21 protein-coding genes, 1 other RNA gene and 1 CRISPR repeat array are annotated in these 23,285 nt (G+C 42.4%); of the genes, 9 read left to right on the forward strand and 13 right to left on the reverse strand.

All coding sequences use genetic code 11. The features are described 5' to 3' along the window. Positions 1–27 precede the first annotated feature (27 nt). On the forward strand, positions 28–957 hold the full coding sequence (locus CALPO_RS0101735; RefSeq protein ID WP_026485788.1) for a glycosyl hydrolase family 18 protein: 930 nt from the start codon (positions 28–30) through the stop codon (positions 955–957). Here the strand turns inward: CALPO_RS0101735 and CALPO_RS0101740 are convergent. From CALPO_RS0101740 to CALPO_RS0101760, 6 genes are all read right to left on the reverse strand, one after another. After that, positions 937–1,710 (reverse strand): prolipoprotein diacylglyceryl transferase, encoded by a 774-nt coding sequence (locus CALPO_RS0101740; protein WP_026485789.1) that lies wholly within the window; start codon positions 1,708–1,710, stop codon positions 937–939. The two genes, CALPO_RS0101735 and CALPO_RS0101740, sit on opposite strands and share 21 nt — an antisense overlap. Positions 1,711–1,732: 22 nt before the next feature. Next, positions 1,733–2,085: a transfer-messenger RNA gene (gene ssrA / locus CALPO_RS14365) on the reverse strand. Between the two features lie 11 nt (positions 2,086–2,096). Beyond that, on the reverse strand, positions 2,097–2,567 hold the full coding sequence (gene smpB, locus CALPO_RS0101745) for an SsrA-binding protein SmpB (RefSeq protein WP_026485790.1): 471 nt from the start codon (positions 2,565–2,567) through the stop codon (positions 2,097–2,099). 75 nt (positions 2,568–2,642) lie between these two features. After that, positions 2,643–4,247: a hydantoinase/oxoprolinase family protein gene (locus CALPO_RS0101750; protein WP_026485791.1), complete on the reverse strand. Its 1,605-nt coding sequence runs from the start codon at positions 4,245–4,247 to the stop codon at positions 2,643–2,645. Beyond that, complete coding sequence (locus CALPO_RS0101755; RefSeq protein WP_035171969.1) at positions 4,244–5,554, reverse strand: histone deacetylase family protein; 1,311 nt, start codon at positions 5,552–5,554, stop codon at positions 4,244–4,246. The genes CALPO_RS0101750 and CALPO_RS0101755 overlap by 4 nt, the downstream gene beginning before the upstream one ends. Continuing rightward, positions 5,554–6,039 (reverse strand): methylated-DNA--[protein]-cysteine S-methyltransferase, encoded by a 486-nt coding sequence (locus CALPO_RS0101760; RefSeq protein WP_026485793.1) that lies wholly within the window; start codon positions 6,037–6,039, stop codon positions 5,554–5,556. The genes CALPO_RS0101755 and CALPO_RS0101760 overlap by 1 nt, the downstream gene beginning before the upstream one ends. A 149-nt stretch (positions 6,040–6,188) precedes the next feature. Between CALPO_RS0101760 and CALPO_RS0101765 the strand changes: the two genes are divergently transcribed. Genes CALPO_RS0101765 through CALPO_RS0101780 form a run of 4 tightly spaced genes read left to right on the forward strand, consistent with a single transcriptional unit; the run spans position 6,189 to position 9,057 of the window. Next, on the forward strand, positions 6,189–6,623 hold the full coding sequence (locus CALPO_RS0101765; protein ID WP_026485794.1) for a Fur family transcriptional regulator: 435 nt from the start codon (positions 6,189–6,191) through the stop codon (positions 6,621–6,623). Continuing rightward, complete coding sequence (locus tag CALPO_RS0101770; RefSeq protein ID WP_026485795.1) at positions 6,620–7,498, forward strand: metal ABC transporter solute-binding protein, Zn/Mn family; 879 nt, start codon at positions 6,620–6,622, stop codon at positions 7,496–7,498. The genes CALPO_RS0101765 and CALPO_RS0101770 overlap by 4 nt, the downstream gene beginning before the upstream one ends. 6 nt (positions 7,499–7,504) lie before the next feature. Beyond that, complete coding sequence (locus CALPO_RS0101775) at positions 7,505–8,263, forward strand: metal ABC transporter ATP-binding protein (RefSeq protein WP_026485796.1); 759 nt, start codon at positions 7,505–7,507, stop codon at positions 8,261–8,263. Beyond that, a complete protein-coding gene (locus CALPO_RS0101780; RefSeq protein ID WP_026485797.1) occupies positions 8,260–9,057 on the forward strand; it encodes a metal ABC transporter permease in 798 nt (265 codons plus the stop codon). The genes CALPO_RS0101775 and CALPO_RS0101780 overlap by 4 nt, the downstream gene beginning before the upstream one ends. A 29-nt stretch (positions 9,058–9,086) precedes the next feature. On the opposite strand, the gene CALPO_RS0101785 is transcribed toward CALPO_RS0101780, so the two are convergent. From CALPO_RS0101785 to CALPO_RS0101805, 5 genes are all read right to left on the reverse strand, one after another. After that, positions 9,087–10,241, reverse strand: a complete 1,155-nt coding sequence (locus tag CALPO_RS0101785; protein WP_026485798.1) for an amidohydrolase — start codon at positions 10,239–10,241, stop codon at positions 9,087–9,089. A 20-nt stretch (positions 10,242–10,261) separates the two neighbouring features. After that, a complete protein-coding gene (locus CALPO_RS0101790) occupies positions 10,262–12,409 on the reverse strand; it encodes a Tex family protein (protein ID WP_026485799.1) in 2,148 nt (715 codons plus the stop codon). A gap of 13 nt (positions 12,410–12,422) precedes the next feature. Continuing rightward, entirely contained in the window at positions 12,423–13,496 is a 1,074-nt protein-coding gene (locus CALPO_RS0101795; protein WP_026485800.1) for a tartrate dehydrogenase, read from the reverse strand. Between the two features lie 148 nt (positions 13,497–13,644). Then, positions 13,645–13,851 carry a small acid-soluble spore protein SspI gene (gene sspI / locus CALPO_RS0101800; RefSeq protein WP_026485801.1) on the reverse strand — a complete coding sequence of 69 codons (207 nt, stop codon included), beginning with the start codon at positions 13,849–13,851 and terminating at the stop codon, positions 13,645–13,647. Between the two features lie 75 nt (positions 13,852–13,926). Next, a complete protein-coding gene (locus tag CALPO_RS0101805; protein ID WP_026485802.1) occupies positions 13,927–14,430 on the reverse strand; it encodes a hypothetical protein in 504 nt (167 codons plus the stop codon). 603 nt (positions 14,431–15,033) lie between these two features. Here CALPO_RS0101805 and CALPO_RS0101815 point away from each other — a divergent pair. Further along, positions 15,034–16,269 carry an IS110 family RNA-guided transposase gene (locus tag CALPO_RS0101815; RefSeq protein WP_026485803.1) on the forward strand — a complete coding sequence of 412 codons (1,236 nt, stop codon included), beginning with the start codon at positions 15,034–15,036 and terminating at the stop codon, positions 16,267–16,269. A 253-nt stretch (positions 16,270–16,522) separates the two neighbouring features. Here the strand turns inward: CALPO_RS0101815 and CALPO_RS0101820 are convergent, their stop codons facing one another. Then, a complete protein-coding gene (locus CALPO_RS0101820; protein ID WP_026485804.1) occupies positions 16,523–16,807 on the reverse strand; it encodes an ArsR/SmtB family transcription factor in 285 nt (94 codons plus the stop codon). Between the two features lie 13 nt (positions 16,808–16,820). Next, positions 16,821–19,322, reverse strand: a complete 2,502-nt coding sequence (locus CALPO_RS0101825) for a CoA-disulfide reductase (RefSeq protein ID WP_026485805.1) — start codon at positions 19,320–19,322, stop codon at positions 16,821–16,823. 177 nt (positions 19,323–19,499) lie between these two features. Here CALPO_RS0101825 and CALPO_RS0101830 point away from each other — a divergent pair, with 177 nt between their 5' ends. The 3 genes from CALPO_RS0101830 to CALPO_RS13025 all read left to right on the forward strand — a co-directional run bounded on the left by CALPO_RS0101830 (position 19,500) and on the right by CALPO_RS13025 (position 23,279). Beyond that, positions 19,500–19,787, forward strand: a complete 288-nt coding sequence (locus CALPO_RS0101830; RefSeq protein WP_026485806.1) for a DUF503 domain-containing protein — start codon at positions 19,500–19,502, stop codon at positions 19,785–19,787. A gap of 267 nt (positions 19,788–20,054) precedes the next feature. Beyond that, positions 20,055–21,084: a CRISPR direct-repeat array (repeat unit 30 nt; unit sequence ATTTCAATTCCATAATGGTCCGATTTAAAC). 797 nt (positions 21,085–21,881) lie between these two features. Next, entirely contained in the window at positions 21,882–22,511 is a 630-nt protein-coding gene (locus CALPO_RS13020; RefSeq protein ID WP_051585775.1) for a ThuA domain-containing protein, read from the forward strand. Positions 22,512–22,538: 27 nt separating this feature from the next. Next, positions 22,539–23,279, forward strand: a complete 741-nt coding sequence (locus tag CALPO_RS13025) for an SDR family oxidoreductase (protein ID WP_035171972.1) — start codon at positions 22,539–22,541, stop codon at positions 23,277–23,279. Positions 23,280–23,285 lie beyond the last annotated feature (6 nt).

A 23,285-nucleotide genomic window follows, 5' to 3' on the forward strand; every position in this document is an offset into this window, starting at 1 on the left:
TTTTCTCGGTGGTGTTCGCATATGGATATAGACAATATCTGGTTTTATGTAAGCTCTCCTGATGCCAAGCAGGATTTATCAGAACACGGGAACTTAATCGATAAACTAGTTCCTTATTGGTATGGGGTAAAAGCAGACGGGACATTGGATGATCAAGCAGAAAAAGACGTAAAAGAAACAGAAGCGCAAAAAAATATCCAGGTCTACCCCATAATTCACAATTACTCTAGCCCGCAAATGCGAGATAGAATACACAACCTTCTTTCAAACCCTCAACTTAGAAGCACTTTAGTTACGAACATCGTCAATATGGCCGTTGGAGAAAAGTATCCCGGCGTAAATATAGACTTTGAGTTTGTGCCGCCAGAAGACAGGCAAAACCTTACAACCTTTATGCAAATGCTGTACACCGAACTCTCCGGGAAAGGCATCAAAACTACCATTTCAGTGCCTGCTGAATTAAAAGATAATCCTGATCATCCTTTTTCGGGGGCTTTCAATTACTCCGCTATACAAAGATTTTGTGACGAAATGTATATACTGGCTTACGATGAACATTTTGCAACACCCGGCCCCATTGCTTCTATAGGTTTTGTAAGAAACGTGTTGAATTACGCTGTAACTGTAATACCACCAAATAAAATAAGGCTGGGAATGGCTGTCTACGGTTATGACTGGACAGAAAATGTAACTATTCCCCGCACCCTATCCTACAACCAGGCAATAGAACTAGCACGCAATTTAGGTGCAAATATAACGTACGATGAAACAGCACAAGAATCCACTTTTACTTATACCATGAATACAACCTCACATACGGTATGGTTTGAAGACGTGAGAAGTTTCACAGCAAAGCTGGAACTTTTAATGGAGTACAACATTCCCGGCATAGCTGTATGGAGACTAGGTCAAGAAGATCAAAGGATATGGAACATACTAGCTATTCGAAATTTCTAAATTTTTATCCTTTTTTACTCTCTGCATCATCCAGAAGGTAAACAAAAGCACAAACGGCGTTGCCACCTGAGTGGTAGTCAAAAGCCCTATACCTAGGGCTTTATTATAATATACAGGCAAAAGCAAAGGAGTGTCTTTAAACGTTTCCTCTACCACGCCTCGTATTAGTTGGTAATAAAATATATAAGACCAGAACTGATACCCTTCTGCAATATCCTTTTTCTGCAAATAAAAATACCTTATTAACAGTATAATACCGATGGCCACTCCCACCAGTTGGTCAGGCCATCTACCAAAGGTGAACTGAGTAGTCCTGCCCAATACTTCATGATTAAATATATTTCCAATCCTTACCAATATATTGCCCACAGCAAGGCCCACTACAGCATAATCCTCTAACGGGTTAATCCTTTTCCCTTTTTTTCTACAATACCACAAGCCCGCCAAAAAACCGCCTAGCACTGCCCCATGCCAGGACAGCCCACCTTCATACACTTTCAATATCTGAATGGGATCGCTTACAAACCACCCCGGCGTATTCGTAATGACAAACATCAACCTCGCACCTATAATCCCGAAAATAACAACCAAAAGCAATAGGTTGGTTAGAAAATCATCATCATAACCCTTTTCCACGGCTTTTTTATAAAGATAATACATACCCACGCCAATGGATATGGCCATAAATATGCCATACCAATGAACAGATATAGGCCCTATCCGAAAAGCTACAGAATTTAAAGGCAATTCCATAAAACAATCCTCCTATACAAATAAGTGGAGGCGCGGGGAATCGAACCCCGGTCCGAAGGCATCGAAACAAGAGCATCTCCGGGTGCAGTTGCTGTTTTAAAATTCGCCTCGAGCGTCTCCCAGCAACAGGATACGCTCTCAGCTAGCTTCATAAGTGCCGATTCTCCTCAAAGCTTTGGAGAACCCGTTCCCCGCTAAGTCGACGCCCAATCCACCAACGCGGGAATTGGTGGTTGGACGGCTACCTTATATAATTAGGCAGCTAAAGCTAAATTTCTGTTGCCGTTTATTTTTTCTCCAGGTTTTAACGTGGTCCCGGACCCCACGACCCGCTTCTCTTCTTCCGATTACCCCCGTCGAAACCAATACGCCCCCAATTTTAATAGTCAAATGGTCACATTGCGGGCTTTAAATTCTTTTTCCATTTCCCTTTGCGCTGTCTTTTTCGCTATCGCATCTCGCTTGTCGTAAATCTTTTTGCCCTTGGCTACCGCCAATTCAATTTTCACAAGACCGCGCTTTAAATATATCTTGAGAGGCACAAGGGTATAACCTCCCCTTTGTACATAGCCTCCCAATTTATTTATCTCATGCCTGTTCAGGAGGAGCTTTCTAGTGCGCAACGGATCCTTATTATATATATTGCCCTTCTCATACGGGCTTATATGCATGTTGTATAACCACACCTCATTATCCTCTACCCTGGCAAAGCTGTCTTTTAAATTGACCTTACCTGCCCTTATAGACTTAACCTCCGTCCCAGCCAGTACAATTCCTGCTTCATATCGCTCTTCAATGAAGTAATCATGATACGCCTTTCTGTTTTCCGCTATAACCTTTATGCCATCGTTGGGCATACTACAACACCTACACACCCTTTGGTACTATTATTATATCAAAACCGCACAACAGTGTCAAACACTATTCAAACGCTATATAATAAGACCGGGCTTCACAGCTGCCTTAACCCTTATGTTTTTACCCACAGTGTAAAATCCTCTGACCATGTTGAAGCACTGCTCCTCCACCACCTCAGCCTCGCCTATATCCTTTAATAAATTAAGCGCCACATCTCTGGCTTCAGACAAGTCGAACCCTTTTTGTATCCTCTCCCTTATTCCCATTTCAGGTATGACCATGTAACCTTTATCAGTATCAGCCAGCAGCGTTACCTCCTTAGTTACACGGCTTAAAGCCGCACCCACAGAATTGGCCACCTGATACATATCAGGTACCACAGGCTTTACGTTTAAAATCGCAGCGATTTTATCGGCCAGTGCCCTTGCAGGCCCTCCTACCGCGATTAACAACTGAGGCTGTATTTTTCTACCATACAGCAATTCTCTTATGGTATATACCGGCCTCTCATTTAACTGAGCCAGAGACCTTTTTATTTCCGACGCTATAGTTTCACATACCATATCGTACACCCTGTGAGCTACTTTCTTCGCATCCTCACCCATCCTTTGAGCTAATTGCATCATACCCTGGTAAGACTTCGCTGTATCGCCGTAATTGCATAATCCCAGAACGTTAAAAGCATCTGTTGGCGTAGGGTATGCTCCTCCCAAGGCCATGGCTTTGTCCATCCGCTGTGGTCCAATAACCAGCTTATTCCCTTTGACCTGTATAGCGCTATCGCCGCCTAAAGCTATAGATCTGGAATAAAGGGCTTTTACATGGGTCTTGTAACCGCTAATTTCTATACCATGAGGTTCATAAGCGGGAAGTCCATCCACGTAAAACGATATATCCGTAGTGGTCCCCCCTATATCTATAGAAACAGCGTCCACATTTACATCGCTCAATGCCAGCACGCCCATTATGCTGGCAGAAGGCCCTGACAGTATAGTGTTAATTGGAAACTTTGTGGAAGACTGAATTTCCATCGTCCCCCCATCTGCTTTCAATACATACACAGGGCATGAAATGTCCATATCTTCTAACGCCTTTTTTAAAGAACTAACAAAACGGCTATATACTCTGTGAACGCAGCTATTTAAATACACAGAATTAACCCGCCTAGGGTAATTTAAAGCCCCTGACAGCTCATGCCCCACAGTTATGTGCTTAAAACCTTTACCTAGCTTTTCCCTTATGTAGTTCTCATGATTAGGATTTCTCACTGAAAACTTACCCGCAATTCCTACGTATTCATAATCCTTGGCGTACGCAATCGCTCTTTTTATATCATCTGCCGACACCGGCGCGATCTCTGTGCCCCTGTGGTCGATGTAACCTGATACCTTTACGTAGCCCTCACCAAAGTACGCCGAAGGATCTATGCCAGGGCCAGGTTCAAGGATCATAGCAACAGGCTCTGTCTTTCCCTCCACAATGGCGTTAGTACAATGAGTAGTGCTCAACGTTATGCGCTCTATAGCCCTGTTCCCACCGATCACCTCCTTAAGCGCTGACAAAATGCTTTCTGATAAATCGTCTCTATCTACAGGCACCTTTACGCTGTTTACCACCTGTCCGCTTTCTATAGCCACCGCATCCACATTAGTTCCGCCTACATCTACACCCACTATCATGCTATCGCCTTCCTGAACACGTCGTTTCTTTTATCTTGTAAATACACAGCTCCATATACCTTTCTAGCCTTTTCCCATTCTTGGATGCCTGCCTCGTAGCATCTATCACAGGCATCTCTAGGAATAATTACAGCATATACCTTATCGCCTTCCGCATGGGACTCGATACACGTAAGCCCAGAGCAGCTACATACCCACGTTTTTTCTCTCTGATATTCCATGATGTTGTCCGTATCGTAGTATATCCTCCTCTGGCGCTCCACGACTTTTTTACCTTGCAGATACCGTTCCCTTAAAACATCTCTCTGAGACCATTTTTTGTAGACCTCGTCGCAAACTCTCTTTATATAGTCCATCTCAAGGCGCGATTGCCTGGACATTTCCTCTGAGTAATCAGGCTCCCTGATGCCGCTAAAATCAAGCCCTGCCATAGCCAACATTATCCCTACGTTTACGTAAGGAAGCGCACCCTCTATAGAATACCCTCCTTCCAATACGGCTATGTCCGGGTTTATCCGTCGGTTTAGTTCAGCATAGCCCTGAGCGGATATAGCCATGTTGGTTATGGGGTCCGTGTAGTGGTTATCCTGTCCCGCCGAGTTAATGACGATGTCTGGTTTAAACTCTGATAAAACAGGCAATACCACGTTATCTACTACATATAGATAGCCCTCATCGGTAGTTCCAGGCGGCAATGGTATATTCAGGGTATAACCATATGCATTGGGGCCACCCAATTCATCGGTAAAGCCGCTACCAGGATACAAAGTCCTACCATCCTGGTGTAAGGATATAAAAAGGGTATCTCTGTCATGCCAGAATATGTCCTGGCTGCCATCGCCATGGTGACAATCGGTATCCACAATCGCTATCCTCATTTTGCCGTATTTTTTCCTTATATGCTCGATCATAATAGCTTCGTTATTTATAATGCAGAAGCCCCTATCGCCCCACACCACCCTGTGGGCATGGTGTCCCGGCGGCCTCACCACTGCAAAGGCCTTATCTACCTCCTTATCCATAACAGCTTCGGCTGCCCTTATAGCCCCACCTGCTGACACCATATGGGAGTGGGTAACCCTAGTGCTTACATCAGGAACGCATATATGCACTCGATTTACGTCTGCTTCTTCTGCGACTTTTGGTACCAGCTCTTTGATGCCATCAATATCAAAGACGCCTTCTTCCATCACCTGGTCGTGAGTATAAAGCAGGCGCTCCTCCCGTTCAGGGTGACTGGGTGATATCGCCCAATCGTAAGCCGGGAAAAAAACTATGCCCAGCGCGTTTTTGGCCTTGAGCGCCATTATAAAATCACCCCTTCTATCCTTAAAAGCTTTCTCTTAATCTCTATATCGTAAGCAAAGCCCCCAATGGTTCCGTCGCTGCATATAACCCTGTGACATGGAACAATCACAGGCAACGGATTGCGGTGAACAGCTCCTCCCACTGCTCTAAAAGCGCCCGGTTTGTTTACTTTTAACGCAATATCCTTATAAGAAACTACATGTCCATAAGGCACCTCCATAAGTGCCTTATACACCGACATTTGAAAATCCGTAGCATCTAAATCCAGCTTAAGGTCAAATTCCCTTAACCGCCCTTTGAAATAATCGGTTAATTGACTTATTGCAGGTTCATTCTTTGAATCATTCCACATATATTCTTCACCACAGCTTTTCAACCAATTGTGGAATTCTCCTGTGTCCAGACTTACTTTAACTAAACCTTTGCTGCTGGATGCAATATAGACATTCCCAATTTCAACACTGATCACAGATAAATAAAACATAAAGCCATTACCACCATAACAGATTTTCTTACATAATTAATATACACTTATATAAACAATTCTTCAACAGAATTTCAACCCTTGACACATAAACCAATCAGTATTACTATACTAAATAGTAATTCATTCTTATTTGCGGAGTGACTGTCATGACCAAGCAAGAAGTCATAAATCGTTTGAAAAACCACCGTTACAAGCTAACACCTCAAAGGGAAATATTAATTGACATCTTTTTAAATACCGAAGGCTATGTTTCTGCCAAAGACATATACGAAAAGGTTAAAACTATATTCCCCCAAATAAGCCTGGATACTATATACCGCAATTTGCAGTTGTTATGTGACATTCATGTACTAAATTCCACTAGTATTGGCAATAATACCCTTTATGAGATGAGAAAACATCTCCATACCCACGCATTAAAATGCATAAAATGTGGTCATTCTTTTGAGCTGGATATTTGTCCATTAGACTATTGCCTGAATCACATAGGTGAGTTTAAGGTATTGGATCATAAATTAGAAATCTACGGCATATGCAAAAGCTGTCAAAATTGTAGAGAAAGCAGAGGTATAAACGGATGAAAAAAATAACTTTTGTTCTACTGTTAATTACTATAACGATATTTTCATCAGCATGCAATAAAAACCCAGTGAAAGACAATGAAGCCAAAAATGTCTACACAACCGTATATCCCATATATGACTTTACCAAAAAAATAGCAGGAAATAAGTTAAATGTAAAAAACATCATCCCACCTGGAGTTGAACCTCACCAGTGGGAACCCGCCACCAGAGACATAGCGGAAATATCCACCTCAGACTTGGTGCTGTACCTTGGTTTGAATTTAGATTCATGGGTCACAGATATCATTAGCGGTTCAAATACCAAAATAGCACAAGTATCTAAAGGAATTCCCGTGATACGGTACGGCAGCGCAGTAAACCCTCACCTGTGGCTTTCGCCTAAAAGAGCTATAGCCATAGCTACCAATATAAAAGAAGCTCTTGTATCCGTAGATAGCAAAAATAAACCCTATTATGAGAAAAATTATATAAAATTGAAAAATCAATTACAGAAATTAGATGAAGATTATACAAATGCGCTTAAAAGCACGTCAAACAAAGCTTTCGTAGTATACCATTCAGCCTTTGACTATCTGGCTCAAGACTACGGTTTAAAGCAGATTTCATTGACAGGCGCAAATGATGAACAGGAGCCTTCACCCTCTAAAATAGCCTATATAATAAATTACATAAAAGAAAACCACATAAAATACGTATTCACAGAAACCCTAACATCCCCAAAAGCAATCAAGACCATAGCAGCAGACGCTCATGTTAAAGTATTACCGTTGAATACCGTAGAGGGGTTGACTGCAGAAGAGATAAAACAAGGCAAAGACTACTTCTCCCTTATGCGAGAAAACTTAAACAACCTTAAAAAAGCTCTGGAGTGATTTTTTATGGAAAATGCTGTTGAAGTAAAAAATGTCAGTTTTTCCTACGGGCGAAACCAGGTGCTAAACAATGTATCTTTTACGGTCAAAAACGGCGAATTCATCGCCGTCATAGGGCCTAATGGTTCGGGTAAAAGCACCCTTATGAACCTCATAATAGGCAAACTTAAACCATCCACAGGTCAGATATACATATTAGGCAAAAACGCGCAGTCCTTTAGTCAAAAACACCTCATAGGATATGTACCACAAAGGTCTTTTTCGTTTAATATATCTTTTCCAGCCAGCGTGAGCGAAGTGGTGGAGATGGGCCTGTACGCCAGTATCGGCCTATTTAAAAAGCTAAACCCTCAGCATCGCAAAAGAGTAGAAGACGCTTTAAAGCTGGTGGATATGTACGATTACAAAGACGCACTTATAGGGAATCTGTCTGGTGGACAGATGCAAAGGGTGTTTATAGCTCGATGCATAGTATCAGATCCGCAAATCCTCATACTGGATGAGCCTACAGTAGGAATTGACGCCAGATCTGAGAGGAACTTATTTGAGCTCTTAGAAAGGCTCAACAAATCCGGTATTACCATTATCATGGTTACCCACGACATCATGGCAATTACGGACAAAGTAAACAGAATCGTATGCCTGTCAGGTGGAAAGGTAAACGATCACTGCACGGCAATAGACCTGCTGCAAACGGGAATCTCCGATCTATACGGATATCCCGTAAAAGTGGAAAAACATCAACATGGAGGCAAAAGGCCATGAGCGTGTTCTCTTACGACTTTATGATAAGGGCTTTTGTAGCAGGTGCGATAATATCCGTAATCGCCCCTGTTGTAGGCAATTACCTGGTCTTGAGGCGATTATCCCAGATGGGAGATACCCTCTCTCACGTGGCGCTGGCAGGTGTAGCCGGAGGCATGCTCCTAGGACTAAATCCCACTGCAAGCTCTGTAGCCTTCGTGCTGCTCTCCTCTTTTGGAATAGAAAAGCTCAGAAGATCCTACTTCAGATATTCTGAGGTATCCATAGCCGTAGTAATGTCAGGAGGTATGGCGCTGGCAGTGCTCCTTTTAAGCATAGCAGGAAACAAAGCTGCTAATATCTTGGGCTATCTTTTTGGCAGCATCGTATCAATAACCCGCTCAGACATCGGGATTATAGCAATGCTTGGAATAGCCGTCGTAGTCACTATAACCCTTTTATACAAAGAACTCCTTTACATAGCCTTTGACGAAGAAGCCGCAGGGGTATCCGGCATACCCGTAAGCGCTATAAACACGATTTTCACGCTTCTCATCGCCATAACCGTAGCCATATCCATGAAAATAGTAGGCGCACTGCTGGTATCAGCGCTCATGGTAATACCACCTGCTGCCAGCCTTAAAATCGCCAAAAACTTTAAGCAGACATTATTTTACTCTATACTGTTTTCATTTATATCGGTATTCGTTGGTATAATAGCATCTTACTATTTAAATCTATCACCAGGCGGTACTATTGTTGCAATCGCCCTTTTGATTTTAGGTTTTATAAACATACTAAAACCCCGTCTTTGAAAAAACGGGGTTTTGTTTTATATATAAACCTATCGCTCGTATACTATCTTACCGTTTATAATAGAATAAACGCACCTGGTTTTTATTTCTAGAGGATCTCCGTCAAATATAACAATATCGGCATCCTTGCCCTCTTGAATGCTACCCACCCGATCATCTATTCCAATTATCCTGGCAGGATTTATGGTGATGGCCTTTAGTGCCTCGTAATAGTCCATACCTTCTCTCACCGCCAGACCAGCGCACAAAGGCAGATACTGGATGGGTATAACCGGGTGATCCGTCATAAGGGCCACCGTGACACCGGCTTTTGAAAGGATACCCGGTGTCTTAAACGTAAGGTTTCTCAGCTCCACTTTTGACCTTTCGGAAAGGGATGGACCTACTATAGCCGGATACCCTTCCTTTTTCAGGTCTTCTGCTATAAGATGTCCTTCAGTGCAGTGATCCAGCGTCAGCTTCACGTTAAACTCTTTTGCTATCCTTATAGCAGTGAATATATCGTCAGCCCTGTGGGCATGGGCTTTTAACGGGATTTCTCTTTTCAACACCTTTACAAGCGCCTCTAATCCCAGGTCCCGCTCAGGCTTTTTATCAGGATCTTCTTTGCCGTGTTCTAGCTTTTCCATATACTCCTGCGCCTCTACAAGCTGCTGCCTAAGCAGCGCCGCAATAGCCATTCTGGTAGTGGGCATTTTCTTGTGGTCGTTGTAAACAGATTTTGGGTTTTCCCCAAAAGCCACCTTAACAGCTACAGGTTCTTTGATGATCATATCGTCGACCCTGTGTCCATAGGTCTTCATGGCGACAAATTGCCCTCCGATGACATTGGCACTGCCAGGTCCTGTTACCACAGAGGTTATACCAGCTTCCCTGGCCTCCTGAAAATTGCGATCCATGGGGTTTATACCGTCAATGGCCCTGAGCTCAGGAGTAACCGGTTCTGTAGCCTCATTTCCATCAGCCCCTTCAAACCCCACGGCGTCCTCCCACATGCCTATGTGGCAGTGAGCATCGATGATGCCCGGCATAACGATCATCCCATCGGCATTAATAACTTTAGCACCAGGCGCCGACAGTTCTTTACCGACTTTTGCGATCTTCTGGCCATCAATCAGTACGTCGCCGCACTCATAGTCCTCGCCTGCCATGGTGTAAATTCTTCCATTTTTGATAAGAATCATTTTTCTCCTCCTCCAATCCCTTATATTCCTCTCATAGACAGAGAAATCCTGTTGCGCTTTAAATCCACATCCAGCACCCTCACCTTCACGATATCCCCTACAGAAAGGACATCCAGCGGATGCCTTACAAATTTATCGCTTATCTCTGATATGTGAACAAGGCCATCCTGATGAACCCCGATGTCTACAAAAGCTCCAAAATCCACCACATTTCTTACCGTACCTGTCAGCACCATACCTGGTCTCAACTGTTCAATAGTCATGACCTCCTTATGGAATATAGGGGGCGGCAGCTCATCTCTGGGGTCTCTACCGGGCTTAGCCATCTCGTTCAATATATCGCTTAAAGTGGGAACGCCTATACCCAACTTCTGGGCCAGATCCTCTATGTTCTGTCTTTTAGCTCCATTAGCGATCTCCTGTAATTTCTTCTCATCTAAATCGACCATCTTATAGCCATACAGCGCCACGAGGTTTTCTACCACCCCATAGGACTCCGGGTGGACCGCTGTATTGTCTAAAATATTCTCACCTCCGGGTATCCTCAAAAACCCTGCACATTGCTCAAAGGTCTTATCTCCCAGCCTTTTTACCGATTTCAGCTGTTCTCTGGAAGTAAAAGCCCCTATTTCAGATCGATATTCCACAATGGCCTTTGCCAGCGCAGGTGTTATCCCCGACACATATCTTAAAAGAGAATAGGACGCTGTATTCAGGTCAACTCCCACGCTGTTCACACAATCTTCGACTACCCCATTTAAAGCTTCTTCCAGCTTTTTTTGATTTACATCGTGCTGGTATTGCCCCACCCCTATGGACTTAGGATCTATCTTCACCAATTCTGCCAGCGGATCCTGAAGCCTTCTAGCTATAGATATAGCTCCTCTCAATGAAACATTGACATCTGGAAATTCTTCTGCACCTAATTTTGACGCTGAATAAACCGACGCTCCGGCTTCACTTACAACACAGTATTTTACATCTCTATCCAGTTCTGATATCAATTCAGATATAAAAAGTTCACTTTCTCTGGACGCCGTCCCATTTCCCAAAGATATAATATCAACGCTGTATTTATATATCAATTCTTTTAAGGTCTGCTTTGCGCTTTGGATTTCGTTTTGCGGAGGCGTGGGATAAACCGTAGCGGTATCCAAAAGCTTTCCCGTCTCGTCCACCACTGCTATCTTGCACCCGGTCCTGTAAGCGGGATCAAAGCCCATGACTACCTTTCCTTTTACAGGTGGCTGCAGTAGAAGTCTTCTCAGGTTTTCTTTAAACACCTTTATAGCCTGCTCCTCCGCCTTTTCCGTCAGCTGGGACCTTATATCCCTCTCCACCGACGGAGCTATAAGCCTTTTATAGGCATCTTCGCAGGCATTCTCTAAATAGCTTCGAGATATACTGTCCTCTTTTACGATGCGCTTTTTTATCATGTCAATGAGCTTCTCTTCGTCCACCTGGATTTTTACAGACAGGTAACCTTCTTTTTCCCCGCGGTTTATAGCCAAAACCCTGTGAGATACAATGCTGGATACTTTCTCGCTGTAATCGTAGTACATGTCATAAGGAGACCCTTCTTCCTTTTGTCCTTTTGTAACTATTATGCCTTCATTATATGTAACCGACCTTATAAGCCTTACGATATCAGCATCGTCGGATATATTTTCCGCTATTATGTCCATAGCGCCGGCTAAGGCTTCTTCCGCCGTATTTACACCTTTTTCAGGGTCTATATACCTCCCGGCTTCTCCTATAACATCTCCAGAATCCCTCTGCTCCATCAAAAACGCAGCCAAAGGCTCTAAACCTTTTTCTTTGGCAACAGTAGCCCTGGTCCTGCGCTTGGGCCTGTAAGGTTTATAGAGGTCCTCTACCTCCTGAAGAGTGGTGCATGACAATATTTTTCCCTTGAGTTCATCGGTGAGTTTACCCTGTTCATCGATGAGCCTTATGACGTCCTGTTTTCTCTGCTGCAAATTTCTCAGATAAATAAGCCTATCGTAAAAATCCCTCAATACCTCATCGCTGAGGTTACCCGTCATCTCTTTTCTGTACCTGGCTATAAAGGGAATGGTATTCCCCTCGTCTATGAGCCTTATGGTATTAACAACCTGAAACTCTTTTAACTTAAACTCGTCGCACAACAGCTGTACAATCAAGTCCATAGCCAATACCCCATCATACCAGTCGTTTCATTTTATTCCTAACCGCTTCTCCTACCTGCTGTGTGGTAGCTTTTCCACCTAGATCGGCTGTGAGATAAATTCCTTCTTTGGTGACGGCTTCCATGGCCCTAAACACCAGCCTGGCAGCCTCGCTTTCGCCTAAGAAATCCAACATCATAGATGCGGTCCATATGGCCCCTATAGGATTTGCTATACCTTTGCCCGCTATATCTGGGGCAGAGCCGTGCACAGGCTCAAACATCGAGGGATATTTCTTTTCAGGGTTTATATTAGCGCTGGGAGCAATACCTATGCTTCCCTGCATAGCAGAACCCAGGTCTGTAAGAATATCGCCAAACAAATTGGACGCCACCACCACATCTATCTGCTCGGGTTTTAATATAAAGTAACCCGCCAAGGCATCGACATGCATAAGCCTTGCAGTCACATCCGGATAATCTTTTGCCACTTCGTTAAAAACCTTATCCCAAAATACCATGCTGTAATTCAGGGCATTAGATTTAGTAGCTGATATAAGGTTCTTTTTTCTATTCCTTTTTCTGGCTAGCTCAAAGGCATACCTTATTACCCTTTCAGTTCCGACACGAGTAAATACAGAGGTTTGAATAGCAGTCTCAGATGAGGTTCCCTGATGTACTATACCACCAGCGCCAGAATACTCCCCTTCTACGTTCTCCCTTACCACCACAAAATCTATGTCCTCAGGTCCTTTTCTCAAAGGGCCTTGAATGCCTTTCAAAAGCTTGATCGGCCTTAGATTTATGTACTCGTCAAATTCCTTTCTGATGGGCAAAAGCAGTCCCCAGAGAGATATGTGATCAGGTACTCCCGGAAAACCCACGGCTCCCAGGTATATGGCCTCGTGGTCTTTGAGTATATCAAGGCCGTCCTCTGGCATCATCCTACCCGTCTTCAGGTAATATTCACAGCTCCAGGGCAGGTGAGTGTACTCCATATCGAAACTACCCGTCAACTCCTTTGCAGCCTCTATAACCTTCAGCCCTTCGTTTATCACGTCAACGCCTATACCATCACCAGGTATCACCGCTATCTTATATTTATTCATTGCAGATTACTCCTTCCCCCATTTATTAAAAACCATACGGATACGCGGTTAATAATTTTGCATTAAAACCACAATCATAATTATATAATAAAAAAATAAAACTGGCAAAGAACTCTGGTCTATGCCAGTTTAAACAATTTCTATTTGATTATGTAGCCTTTAATCCCCTATCCACATAATCCATTACCTGATTTTTTTCCACTTCACTCATGTGTTTCCACGTGGCACTAAATACCACGCCGAGGCCTGGTATTGTGCTCTCATCTTTGCTAGATACGGCATCGTCGATTATGTTTCTCAATTCATCCTTGGTTTTTCCTTTCAAATTATTCATCACAGCCTCTACTATATCCACCTAATACACCTCCTCGCCAATTCATTATATATAGTTCCCGGGTAAAAGCGATAATATTATAAAGCGATAATATTATTAGGTAGCAGAAGAAGTACCGCTGCCGCTGTTTCTGTGATTTACCTGATACATGTAATACGCAATGACAAAAAGCGTAGATGCCACAATAGGCTCCACCTCTTCCACTAAAGCGTTAACGTCCATCCCAATGACATCTCCGCCCAACCTTCCCGAAACCCTATCGCCATTAAAGCTCAAATCCACATTAAACCCCAATACATCTCCTCCGCACCGCCCTTTTATGCAGCCATTCTCTATACTAAGCCTTATATCGTTACCATCAAATATTCCCCCGATTCTCGCTTCAAGACTATTTGAACTTATGCGCCCTTCTATGTTTCTACCTATGAATACTCCTCCAACGCGGCCTTTTATATATCCGCCTTCCAGAGAGTAACCTATATTTAAATCATCACCTACAAAAACCCCACCTATTCTACCTGTTATTTTGCCATTTTGAACCGTGGCTCTGACATCATATCCCCCAATTGCCCCTCCTATCCTTCCCTCAACTCTACCCATTCCAATCTCTCCTCGTATAATATGATTTGTAATCAACCAAAAAGGTCGACCTTTAACAAGATTAATAAAGAACCTTGATATTTAAATATTGTTTCATTAAATTTCACTATGATTAAATCTATCAAGTGCCACTTGATACTTATGCATACATCGCATAGCCACTATCTATGTTTGGGAAGATGGGTTGTCAAGCCCGAACGCAGTGAGTTCATTTTAGGCTTGACTACACATCGACCAAACATATAATCCTCTCTGCGATGTATGCTCGATTGCTGCATTTTGTATTGTACTACACGTATTCCCTCTTTCTTCTTCAGGTTGTCTCTGTTAAACTATCTCTAGGATTTGGTTTCAGGGTCGCTCTGGATCTCTCCCGAAGACCCTTCTTTAGGGTACTTCTCGTCAAAGACTGCACCCCTGGGATTACTCGTTTGGTTCTTACTCGCTTGCTGTCCATGTCTTACTCTTCCGTATGTCTCAGCAGCCATACGGTGTATCCTATGAGTATTGACATAGCTCTGATATCGCGAGGCTGTTTCTCGGTAATCTGTCAGGGATTAACCTGGTACTGGTCTCAAATTTTTAATGAAAGGAGGAATTTACGTGCCCAGTACTTTATTCGTCGGTATCGACGTCAGCAGTCAATCTAATTCTGTTTTCTTTATTGATCAAGATGGCAATAACCTCATTAAGAAGCCTTTTTCGGTTTCTAATGATATCCCAGGTGCTGATTCTATCATCTCTGAGGTGATCTCCCATGCTAACGCTATTGATGCTTCCTGTGTCAAAATTGGTATGGAAGCTACTTCTCATTATGCATGGCACCTCCATCTTCACCTGGCTTCTTCTCCTGACCTGGCACCTTTTAACCCTAAATTCTTTGTCATGAATCCAGCTGTCGTCAGTGGTTTTAAAAAGGCCTATACCCATTTGCCTAAAACTGACGATTTTGATGCCAGAGTCATTGCTGATTGTGTCAGATTCGGTAGGGTAAACCCTACTCCCATGCCTGACTTTAAATATGCTGCACTACAGCGCCTTACTCGCTTTAGATACCATTTGGTACAGACTATATCCAGTGAAAAGAGCAGAGCTTTGAACCTGCTTTATCTCAAGTTCTCTTCATACAAGGAAGACTGTCCTTTTAGCGACGTCTTTGGCTCAGCATCTACTTCTGTTTTTGATTCTTTTACTCCTGATGAGATCGCTGTTATGCCTATGGAGGATCTTGTTGATTTTGTCTTGAGTCATGGCAACAATAGATTGAGCAATCCCGAGGAAATTGCTAAAACACTTAAATCCGCTGCTAACAGGGCATATCGACTTAATCCTGATATGTGCGATACTGTTAGCATGACTTTGACCATGACTCTTGAAAATATCAGATTTCTTGAATCTCAACTTAAAAAACTGGATAAAGAAATCTCTAAACAGCTTAATGCTTTTCGCCAAACTCTGACTACTATTCCAGGCATCGGCGATGTATTAGCCGCAGGCCTTGTGGCTGAGATTGGCGATGTTAAGCGGTTTAAAAGCGAATGCGCTGTAGCCAAATTTGCAGGCCTCGTGTGGAATAAATACCAATCTGGCAACTTTAGTGCTGAAGACACCTCTTTAGCTAAGTGCGGCAACCAATATTTGAGGTACTATCTTGTAGAAGCAGCCAATTGCGTAAGGATACACGCAAAAGAGTATGCTGATTTTTACTGCAAGAAGTACAATGAGGTTACCAAGCATCAGCATAAGAGAGCCCTCGTCTTAACGGCACGTAAGCTTGTAAGACTGGTCTTTGCCTTGCTGAGCAAAGGCCAAATCTACCAACCGGGAGGTAATGGATAGATTTAGCAAATACATTTAACTGAATATCAGCTAAGTTTCCTTCCATTATTATCCAATATATGGTGGGCTTATTAAGTGTTGCCTTTTTTAGAGTTTTTGAGGTCTTTATTTTTCAAGGTTCCAAAAAATACTACTTGACATTACACCGCTTGTCTTTTTTCTTTTATTATATCATACAAAAATCCTCGTCTTGAACACGACAAAAAGCCGCGAATATCTTCTTTACATAGGATATTCACGGCCATGCTTATAATCAATCAAATAAAACCTCAATTATTTTTTTGATGTCTTCATCAACTACCTTATAGCATATCTCAAGCCCTTGGCGTTCACCCTCTACAATCCCCGCTGCCTTTAATTTAGCCAGATGCTGCGAAACCGTTGATTGGGGTAACTTTAAACATTCCTGCATCGTGGATACATTACATTCGCCTTCCACAATCAGACCTCTGACAATACACAACCTATAAGGATGAGCTACGGCCTTTAGCTTTTGGGCAATGACCTGGTATTTTTCTAAATTTGCAATTTCTTCCATGTTCTCACCTTTCTCAAATAAATAGTGTAGTATCTGAATGCTCGGCAGCACCGATGAAGGAGGCCACGCCACCTATTTCTACGCCATCGATCAACTCCTCTTTTTTTATCCCCATGATATCCATGGACATATTGCATGCCACAATCCTCACGCCGTTCCTTAATGCTTGCTGTATCAAGTCCTCCAGGGATGTCACGTTCTTTTTTCTCATGATATAGCGTATAAGCCTGGGACCTATCCCGCCCATGTTCATCTTAGAGAGCTTTAATTTCTTTGACCCCCTGGGCATCATCACGCCGAACATCCTGCTTATAAAATCCTTGGATAACGATACCTTTTCAGGTTTTCTCAATACATTAAGTCCCCAGAAAGTAAAGAACATGGTTACCTTGCGCCCCATTGACGCAGCGCCGTTGGCTATTATAAATGAGGCTATGGCCTTGTCCAGATCACCGCTAAACACAATTATCGCCTTGTCATGATCGTTGGATTCAGCATCCACAGGCCTTTTTTCTTCCGCGCCTTTTTTAATAAGAGCTACTATGGTCTTATCCTTCCACTTTAAATCCAGAAGCTGATTTCCCGTTCTCTCGCACCATGCCTTTATGTCATTTTCAAAACCGGGATCTGATGCCTTAATTTCAAGGACCTCACCTGGTCTCATAGACTTTATAGCATTATACGTCTGCATTATAGGCCCAGGGCACTGAAGGCCACACGCATCTATCGATAGCGAAACCTGTACTTCGCCATCAGGCCTTTCGCCATCGACTTGAGTACCTCTTTCTTCTAAACCTCTTAATTTTGATTCATCGACCTTTTCGGGGTTCATCTGGTCATCATACTGGACCACGTCATCATTGACGATCTTCTTAGTTGCGGCCTCATAGGTCTTATAGCCGCCGCTCAAGTTTTTCACGTATTCAAATCCGTGCTGCTTCAATATCCTGCAGGCAATATACCCCCTCAAACCTACCTGGCAGAATATGATTATCTCTTTATCCTTCGGAATCTCATCCAGCCTGTTCCTTAAATCATCCACAGGTATGTTTACAGCGCCCTGGATAGTGCCAAGACTGTACTCAATAGGCGTACGCACATCGACGAGGAAAGTTTTATCTTTGTCCCTCTTTTCCAACGCATCCCAATGGATGACATCGCAATCGCCTCTCAGTATATTAGCTGCCACAAAACCCGCCATATTCACAGGATCTTTAGCTGACGAATATGGAGGAGCATACGCCAGTTCCAATTCCTCAAGATCGTATACCGTCATGCCACCGCGAATGGCAGTAGCGATAACATCTATACGTTTATCCACGCCCTCATAACCCACTATCTGGGCCCCCAGTATCTTGCCGTCATCTTGTGAAAAGAGAAGCTTTATAGACATGGGCAACGCCCCCGGGTAATAACTGGCGTGGGAAAAGGGGTGTATGATACACTTTTGAAACCTTATACCGTAATTGTTCAAAAGCCGCTCATTATTGCCGGTAAATGCCACGGTAAGGTCAAAAACCTTTAAGACAGATGTGCCCTGGGTCCCTTTGTACTCCGACTTTCGACCTGCTATATTATCAGCAGCTATTCTACCCTGTTTGTTAGCAGGACCTGCCAAGGGTATCAGCGTATCGTTTTGGTTTATAAAGTCTTTTACTTCAATGGCATCTCCAACGGCGTATATATCAGGGTCTGATGTTTGCATATACTGGTTTACCTTTATGCCACCTCTGCTTCCAATGGCAAGGCCAGCCTCCCGCGCTAGCTTCACCTCTGGCTTTACGCCTATTGCCAGTACAATCATATCGGTTTTTATTCTTTTACCGCTGTTTAACTCCACTTCTGAGTATTCATTGTAATGATACAAGGCCTTTACCCCGTCGTTTAAATACAGCCCCACGTTTTTGGACTTAAGGTGGTGATGAACTATCGCCGCCATATCGTAATCCATGGGGCCTATGACGTGATCGCTCAGCTCCACTATGCTCACATTAACTCCTAAATTATGGAGGTTTTCAGCTATTTCCAGCCCAATAAATCCAGCACCTACAATAACCGCATTTTTAGGCTTTTGGCTATTGATAAAATCCTTCATCCTGTAGGTATCAGGTATATTTCTCAACGTAAATACCCTATCGCTGTCTACACCAGGTATGTTGGGTTTTATAGGCTCGGCTCCCGGCGACAGCAAAAGCTTATCGTAAGTTTCTTTATACGTTCTGTCGTTTGTCAGGTCGTGAACTAACACGGCTTTTTCCTGGGGCAGGATTTTTATTACCTCACTGTTTGTCCTTATATCTATGTTAAACCTTTTAGCCATGGCCTCAGGAGTCTGAACCTGTAACTTGTTTTTTTCTTTTATCACATCGCCGATATAATAAGGAAGGCCACAATTGGCATAAGATATATATTGACCTCTTTCAAACAGGATTATCTGGGCGTTTTCATCCAGCCTTCTTAACCGGGCTGCAGCAGATGCACCGCCCGCCACGCCTCCGACGATCAGTACCTTCATGGCTAACACCTCACACATCTTATCATTTTATCTGTATATATTAATATTACGATATACTCTATAAATTGTCAATAATTTATCGACATTTACAAGCTTTTTAAACTAGCTTATAATAAGGTAGGTAAAGAGAAGTTTCATCAGCTGTGATGAAAGAAAGGAGATAACTGACATTTTCTTATGTACGTTGGAACTATAAAGATTTATCTCGTAGCCAACTGGGTGCATTCTTTAAAAGAAAAAAGGATGATTATAAAAAGCTTAGAAAATAAAGCAAGGAATAAATTTAATGTCTCCGTCGCAGAGATAGAAAATCAGGATCTGCACCAATCAATTGTGCTAGGAATCGCCTGTGTAGGCGGTGATTACGTTTATACCGATAATATAATTGAGGATGTGTTGAACTTTATTGAAAAGAGCACAGATGCTTATGTCAGTAATATAGAAAAAGAAATAATTCTGCTGTAAAAGATTTATGCGACATCAAATTAATATGCAGAATTATTTATCTTTCAGATAAAAATGATAGAATAGGCCCATAGAGGATCTACAAAAATACAAAAAGTAAGAATCATGAGCTAACATCAACATGCTTCAGTTGCATATTCTATTTTTCTTTTCAGACGTCACTGTCTGATTGAAAAATTCTATAAACTTTTTCACGCTCGATTTTCCTTTAATTTCTCTTTTTTGCTTTTTTTACACTGGTTCACATTTTCCCTTTGTATCGCTAACATTCTAATTCCATAGTGGTTCGATTTAAACGAGGCAGGGCTACCGCCACGCCTCGCTAATCAGCTTACCATTTCAATTCCATAATGGTCCGATTTAAACACAGGCACGGCAGGGCGGCAAGGTGATCACAACCGTATTTCAATTCCATAATGGTCCGATTTAAACGTGTTACAGCTTCTTCAACGTTTCCGCCAACTTCCTATTTCAATTCCATAATGGTCCGATTTAAACTACAAATGTTATCTCAGTTTCCTGCCACAATTAAGGTATTTCAATTCCATAATGGTCCGATTTAAACTATTTTCATTACTCATAAAGGGGATTTTACAATACTTATTTCAATTCCATAATGGTCCGATTTAAACGACAGTGTGGAATGCCATATCAAACTTTTTCAATAATTTCAATTCCATAATGGTCCGATTTAAACTAAAAAACGGTGAAGAAGACTTAATACAAAGTTATAAATTTCAATTCCATAATGGTCCGATTTAAACAATGCAAAGGAGGGATAAAATGGACACCTGTTTTGCATTTCAATTCCATAATGGTCCGATTTAAACTATTCATTCCTCCTCATTATTTCCCTGCTGTAGCAGGTATTTCAATTCCATAATGGTCCGATTTAAACAAAACCAAAACATATCACACATTCTCTCTTTGTTACATTTCAATTCCATAATGGTCCGATTTAAACATAAACATTTTTCATTCCTCCTTTTTAAAATTTTTCAATTTCAATTCCATAATGGTCCGATTTAAACTGCGGCTACGGCAGCTACAACAGCAAAGTATCTAGCATTTCAATTCCATAATGGTCCGATTTAAACAGTATACCTTCCACTTTCTTTTTTAGTTCTTTACTAAATTTCAATTCCATAATGGTCCGATTTAAACCTTTTGAAATTATACGTTGCTTTGTAGGTTGTACACCATTTCAATTCCATAATGGTCCGATTTAAACAAAAGCACAGGCATTTTTGGATCAAATGGGAAAATTATTTCAATTCCATAATGGTCCGATTTAAACCCAGCAAAAAACATGCATAAAATGAGGATTTTTAATACCCTCTCATAGTATAAATTTCTCGTCAACCTCAGGTAATGTAAAAATACCCCACAGTTGACAAACTTAATAACTGTATTAGAATAATTTAATCATATTTACGTAACTATGTCAATACCCCATGCTAAACTAATTAACTAGTTTCTAGATCTCCCGTAAAGCCTCCCCATCTAAACACAAAGTAATATATATGAGCTTTCTGCAGCATTAACAGTGGAACTACCTTGTCGTAAATACGGTCTACACAACCTCTCCATTTCCAGAAAGAGGGGTTAATATCTCCCGCATGAAATCCCATCGCCAATGTCTTATGTGTCCTTAAAACTTACCTACGATATATGCATTCCATAACTAACTATGCGCCACATCCTGTACCCTGTCCTGTATATTCTCGTTGCCCGGTGTTGAGTTTTATCTTAATCATGCAGGCATAGTCCCTCTAGTTTGAGCTTACTTAAACACTCAAACACTATCACAAATCAGTATTATGCTTTAAAACAAATCCAGCAGGCGATTTTTTTCTATAGGTTGATTGATAAACAGTCTTCTCTGTGCATTCAAACATATTGCCTTTACTGCACCAAGGGCTTATGCGCCAGCAGGTCTTCTTATGAAGTTCTATTTGTTATTGACCAACTTCTGTGCTTTTTATATAAATATTTTACATAAAGATATCAAACTCCTTCATTTAACGATGATTAAAATTGTAGTATATTATATTTGGTAAACGTAAAATTGAAAATTCAGGAGGGGAGACAAAAATGCGCGTGTTGGTTCTCTGCGGCGATTACTGGCATCCAGCAAGCGTAGTTAAAGACGGCCTTGCACCGTTACGCGACGATTTTCAATTCGAATTTGTAGAAAGTATGGCTGACTGGACACCGGAAAAAATGGATCAATTTCCAGTAGTGATACTCAGTAAGTCCAATAATATCTCATCGACAGATAAGGAACAATGGACAACAAATGAAGCTCAACAGGCGTTCGACAGCTATGTGCGTAATGGTGGCGGACTTTTGTCCATCCACTCAGGTACCGCAGGCTATAAAAACGCAAGCGTGTTTCGACCCCTGCTTGGTGGAGCTTTCTCCCACCATCCACAGCAGTGTCCGGTTACAGTGGAAGCAAAGGGACAATATCCGATAACCCAGGAGTTTGTTTCTTTTACCATCACCGATGAACACTATTTTATAGAGCTGGATGACCCAGATGCACATCTCTTCCTAACCTCCTCATCCCAGCACGGAACACAGCCGGCTGGTTGGGCTCGTATCCACGGCAACGGAAGAGTATGCGTGCTTACACCAGGGCATAACCTGGATGTATGGCTACATCATGGATTTCAGACTTTAGTGCGCAATTCTTTGATGTGGTGCGCTGGAAAACTTTAAATCTATCAACAACTAGGGAGGGTTGATATGAGCAAAATAGCTGTTATAACAGGGGCTGATCGTGGGCTTGGGTTTGCATTGTGCAAAGGTTTTTTAGCAAAGGGATGGCAGGTATTCGCTGGCCAGTTTATGCCTGAATGGCCTGATCTGGCCTCATTAGCCCAGGTACATCCTGAAAAATTACATATCATACCATTAGATGTGTCATCCAATCAATCGGTTAAAACAGCTGCCCAGGAAGTTGGTCGGATTGCTGACCATGTGGACCTTATCGTTAACAATGCAGGCATAATATCTTCAAAAGAAGATCTGGATATAAGGGAACAGTTGGACTACGACGATATGCACCGCATTTATGATGTTAATGCCCTGGGATCATTGCGCGTGGTAGAAGCCTTTTTGCCGCTAATGGATAAGAGCTCACTAAAACGCTTGTGTTTTGTATCTTCAGAAGCCGGTAGTATCGGAGCCTGTCAACGCAAAGCGTGGTACGGCTATTGCATGTCTAAGGCCGCGCTGAACATGGCTGTTAAAATCACCTTTAACAGGCTGAGGCCCGAAGGTTATACTTTCAGGATATATCACCCTGGTTGGATGCGCACATACATGTCCGGAACCAAGAATTTCGAGGCTGATATGGAGCCAGAAGAGGCCGCTTCCTATGCAATAGCATATTTCCTAAGCGGCACTGAGGATTCAGATCAAAAAGCCCCCGATGAAGACCATCTGGTTTTAACAGACTATAGCGGACACCAATGGCCTTGGTGATAATAC

This window comes from Caldanaerobius polysaccharolyticus DSM 13641, from assembly GCF_000427425.1.
Classification (GTDB): Bacteria; Bacillota; Thermoanaerobacteria; order Thermoanaerobacterales; family Caldanaerobiaceae; genus Caldanaerobius; species Caldanaerobius polysaccharolyticus.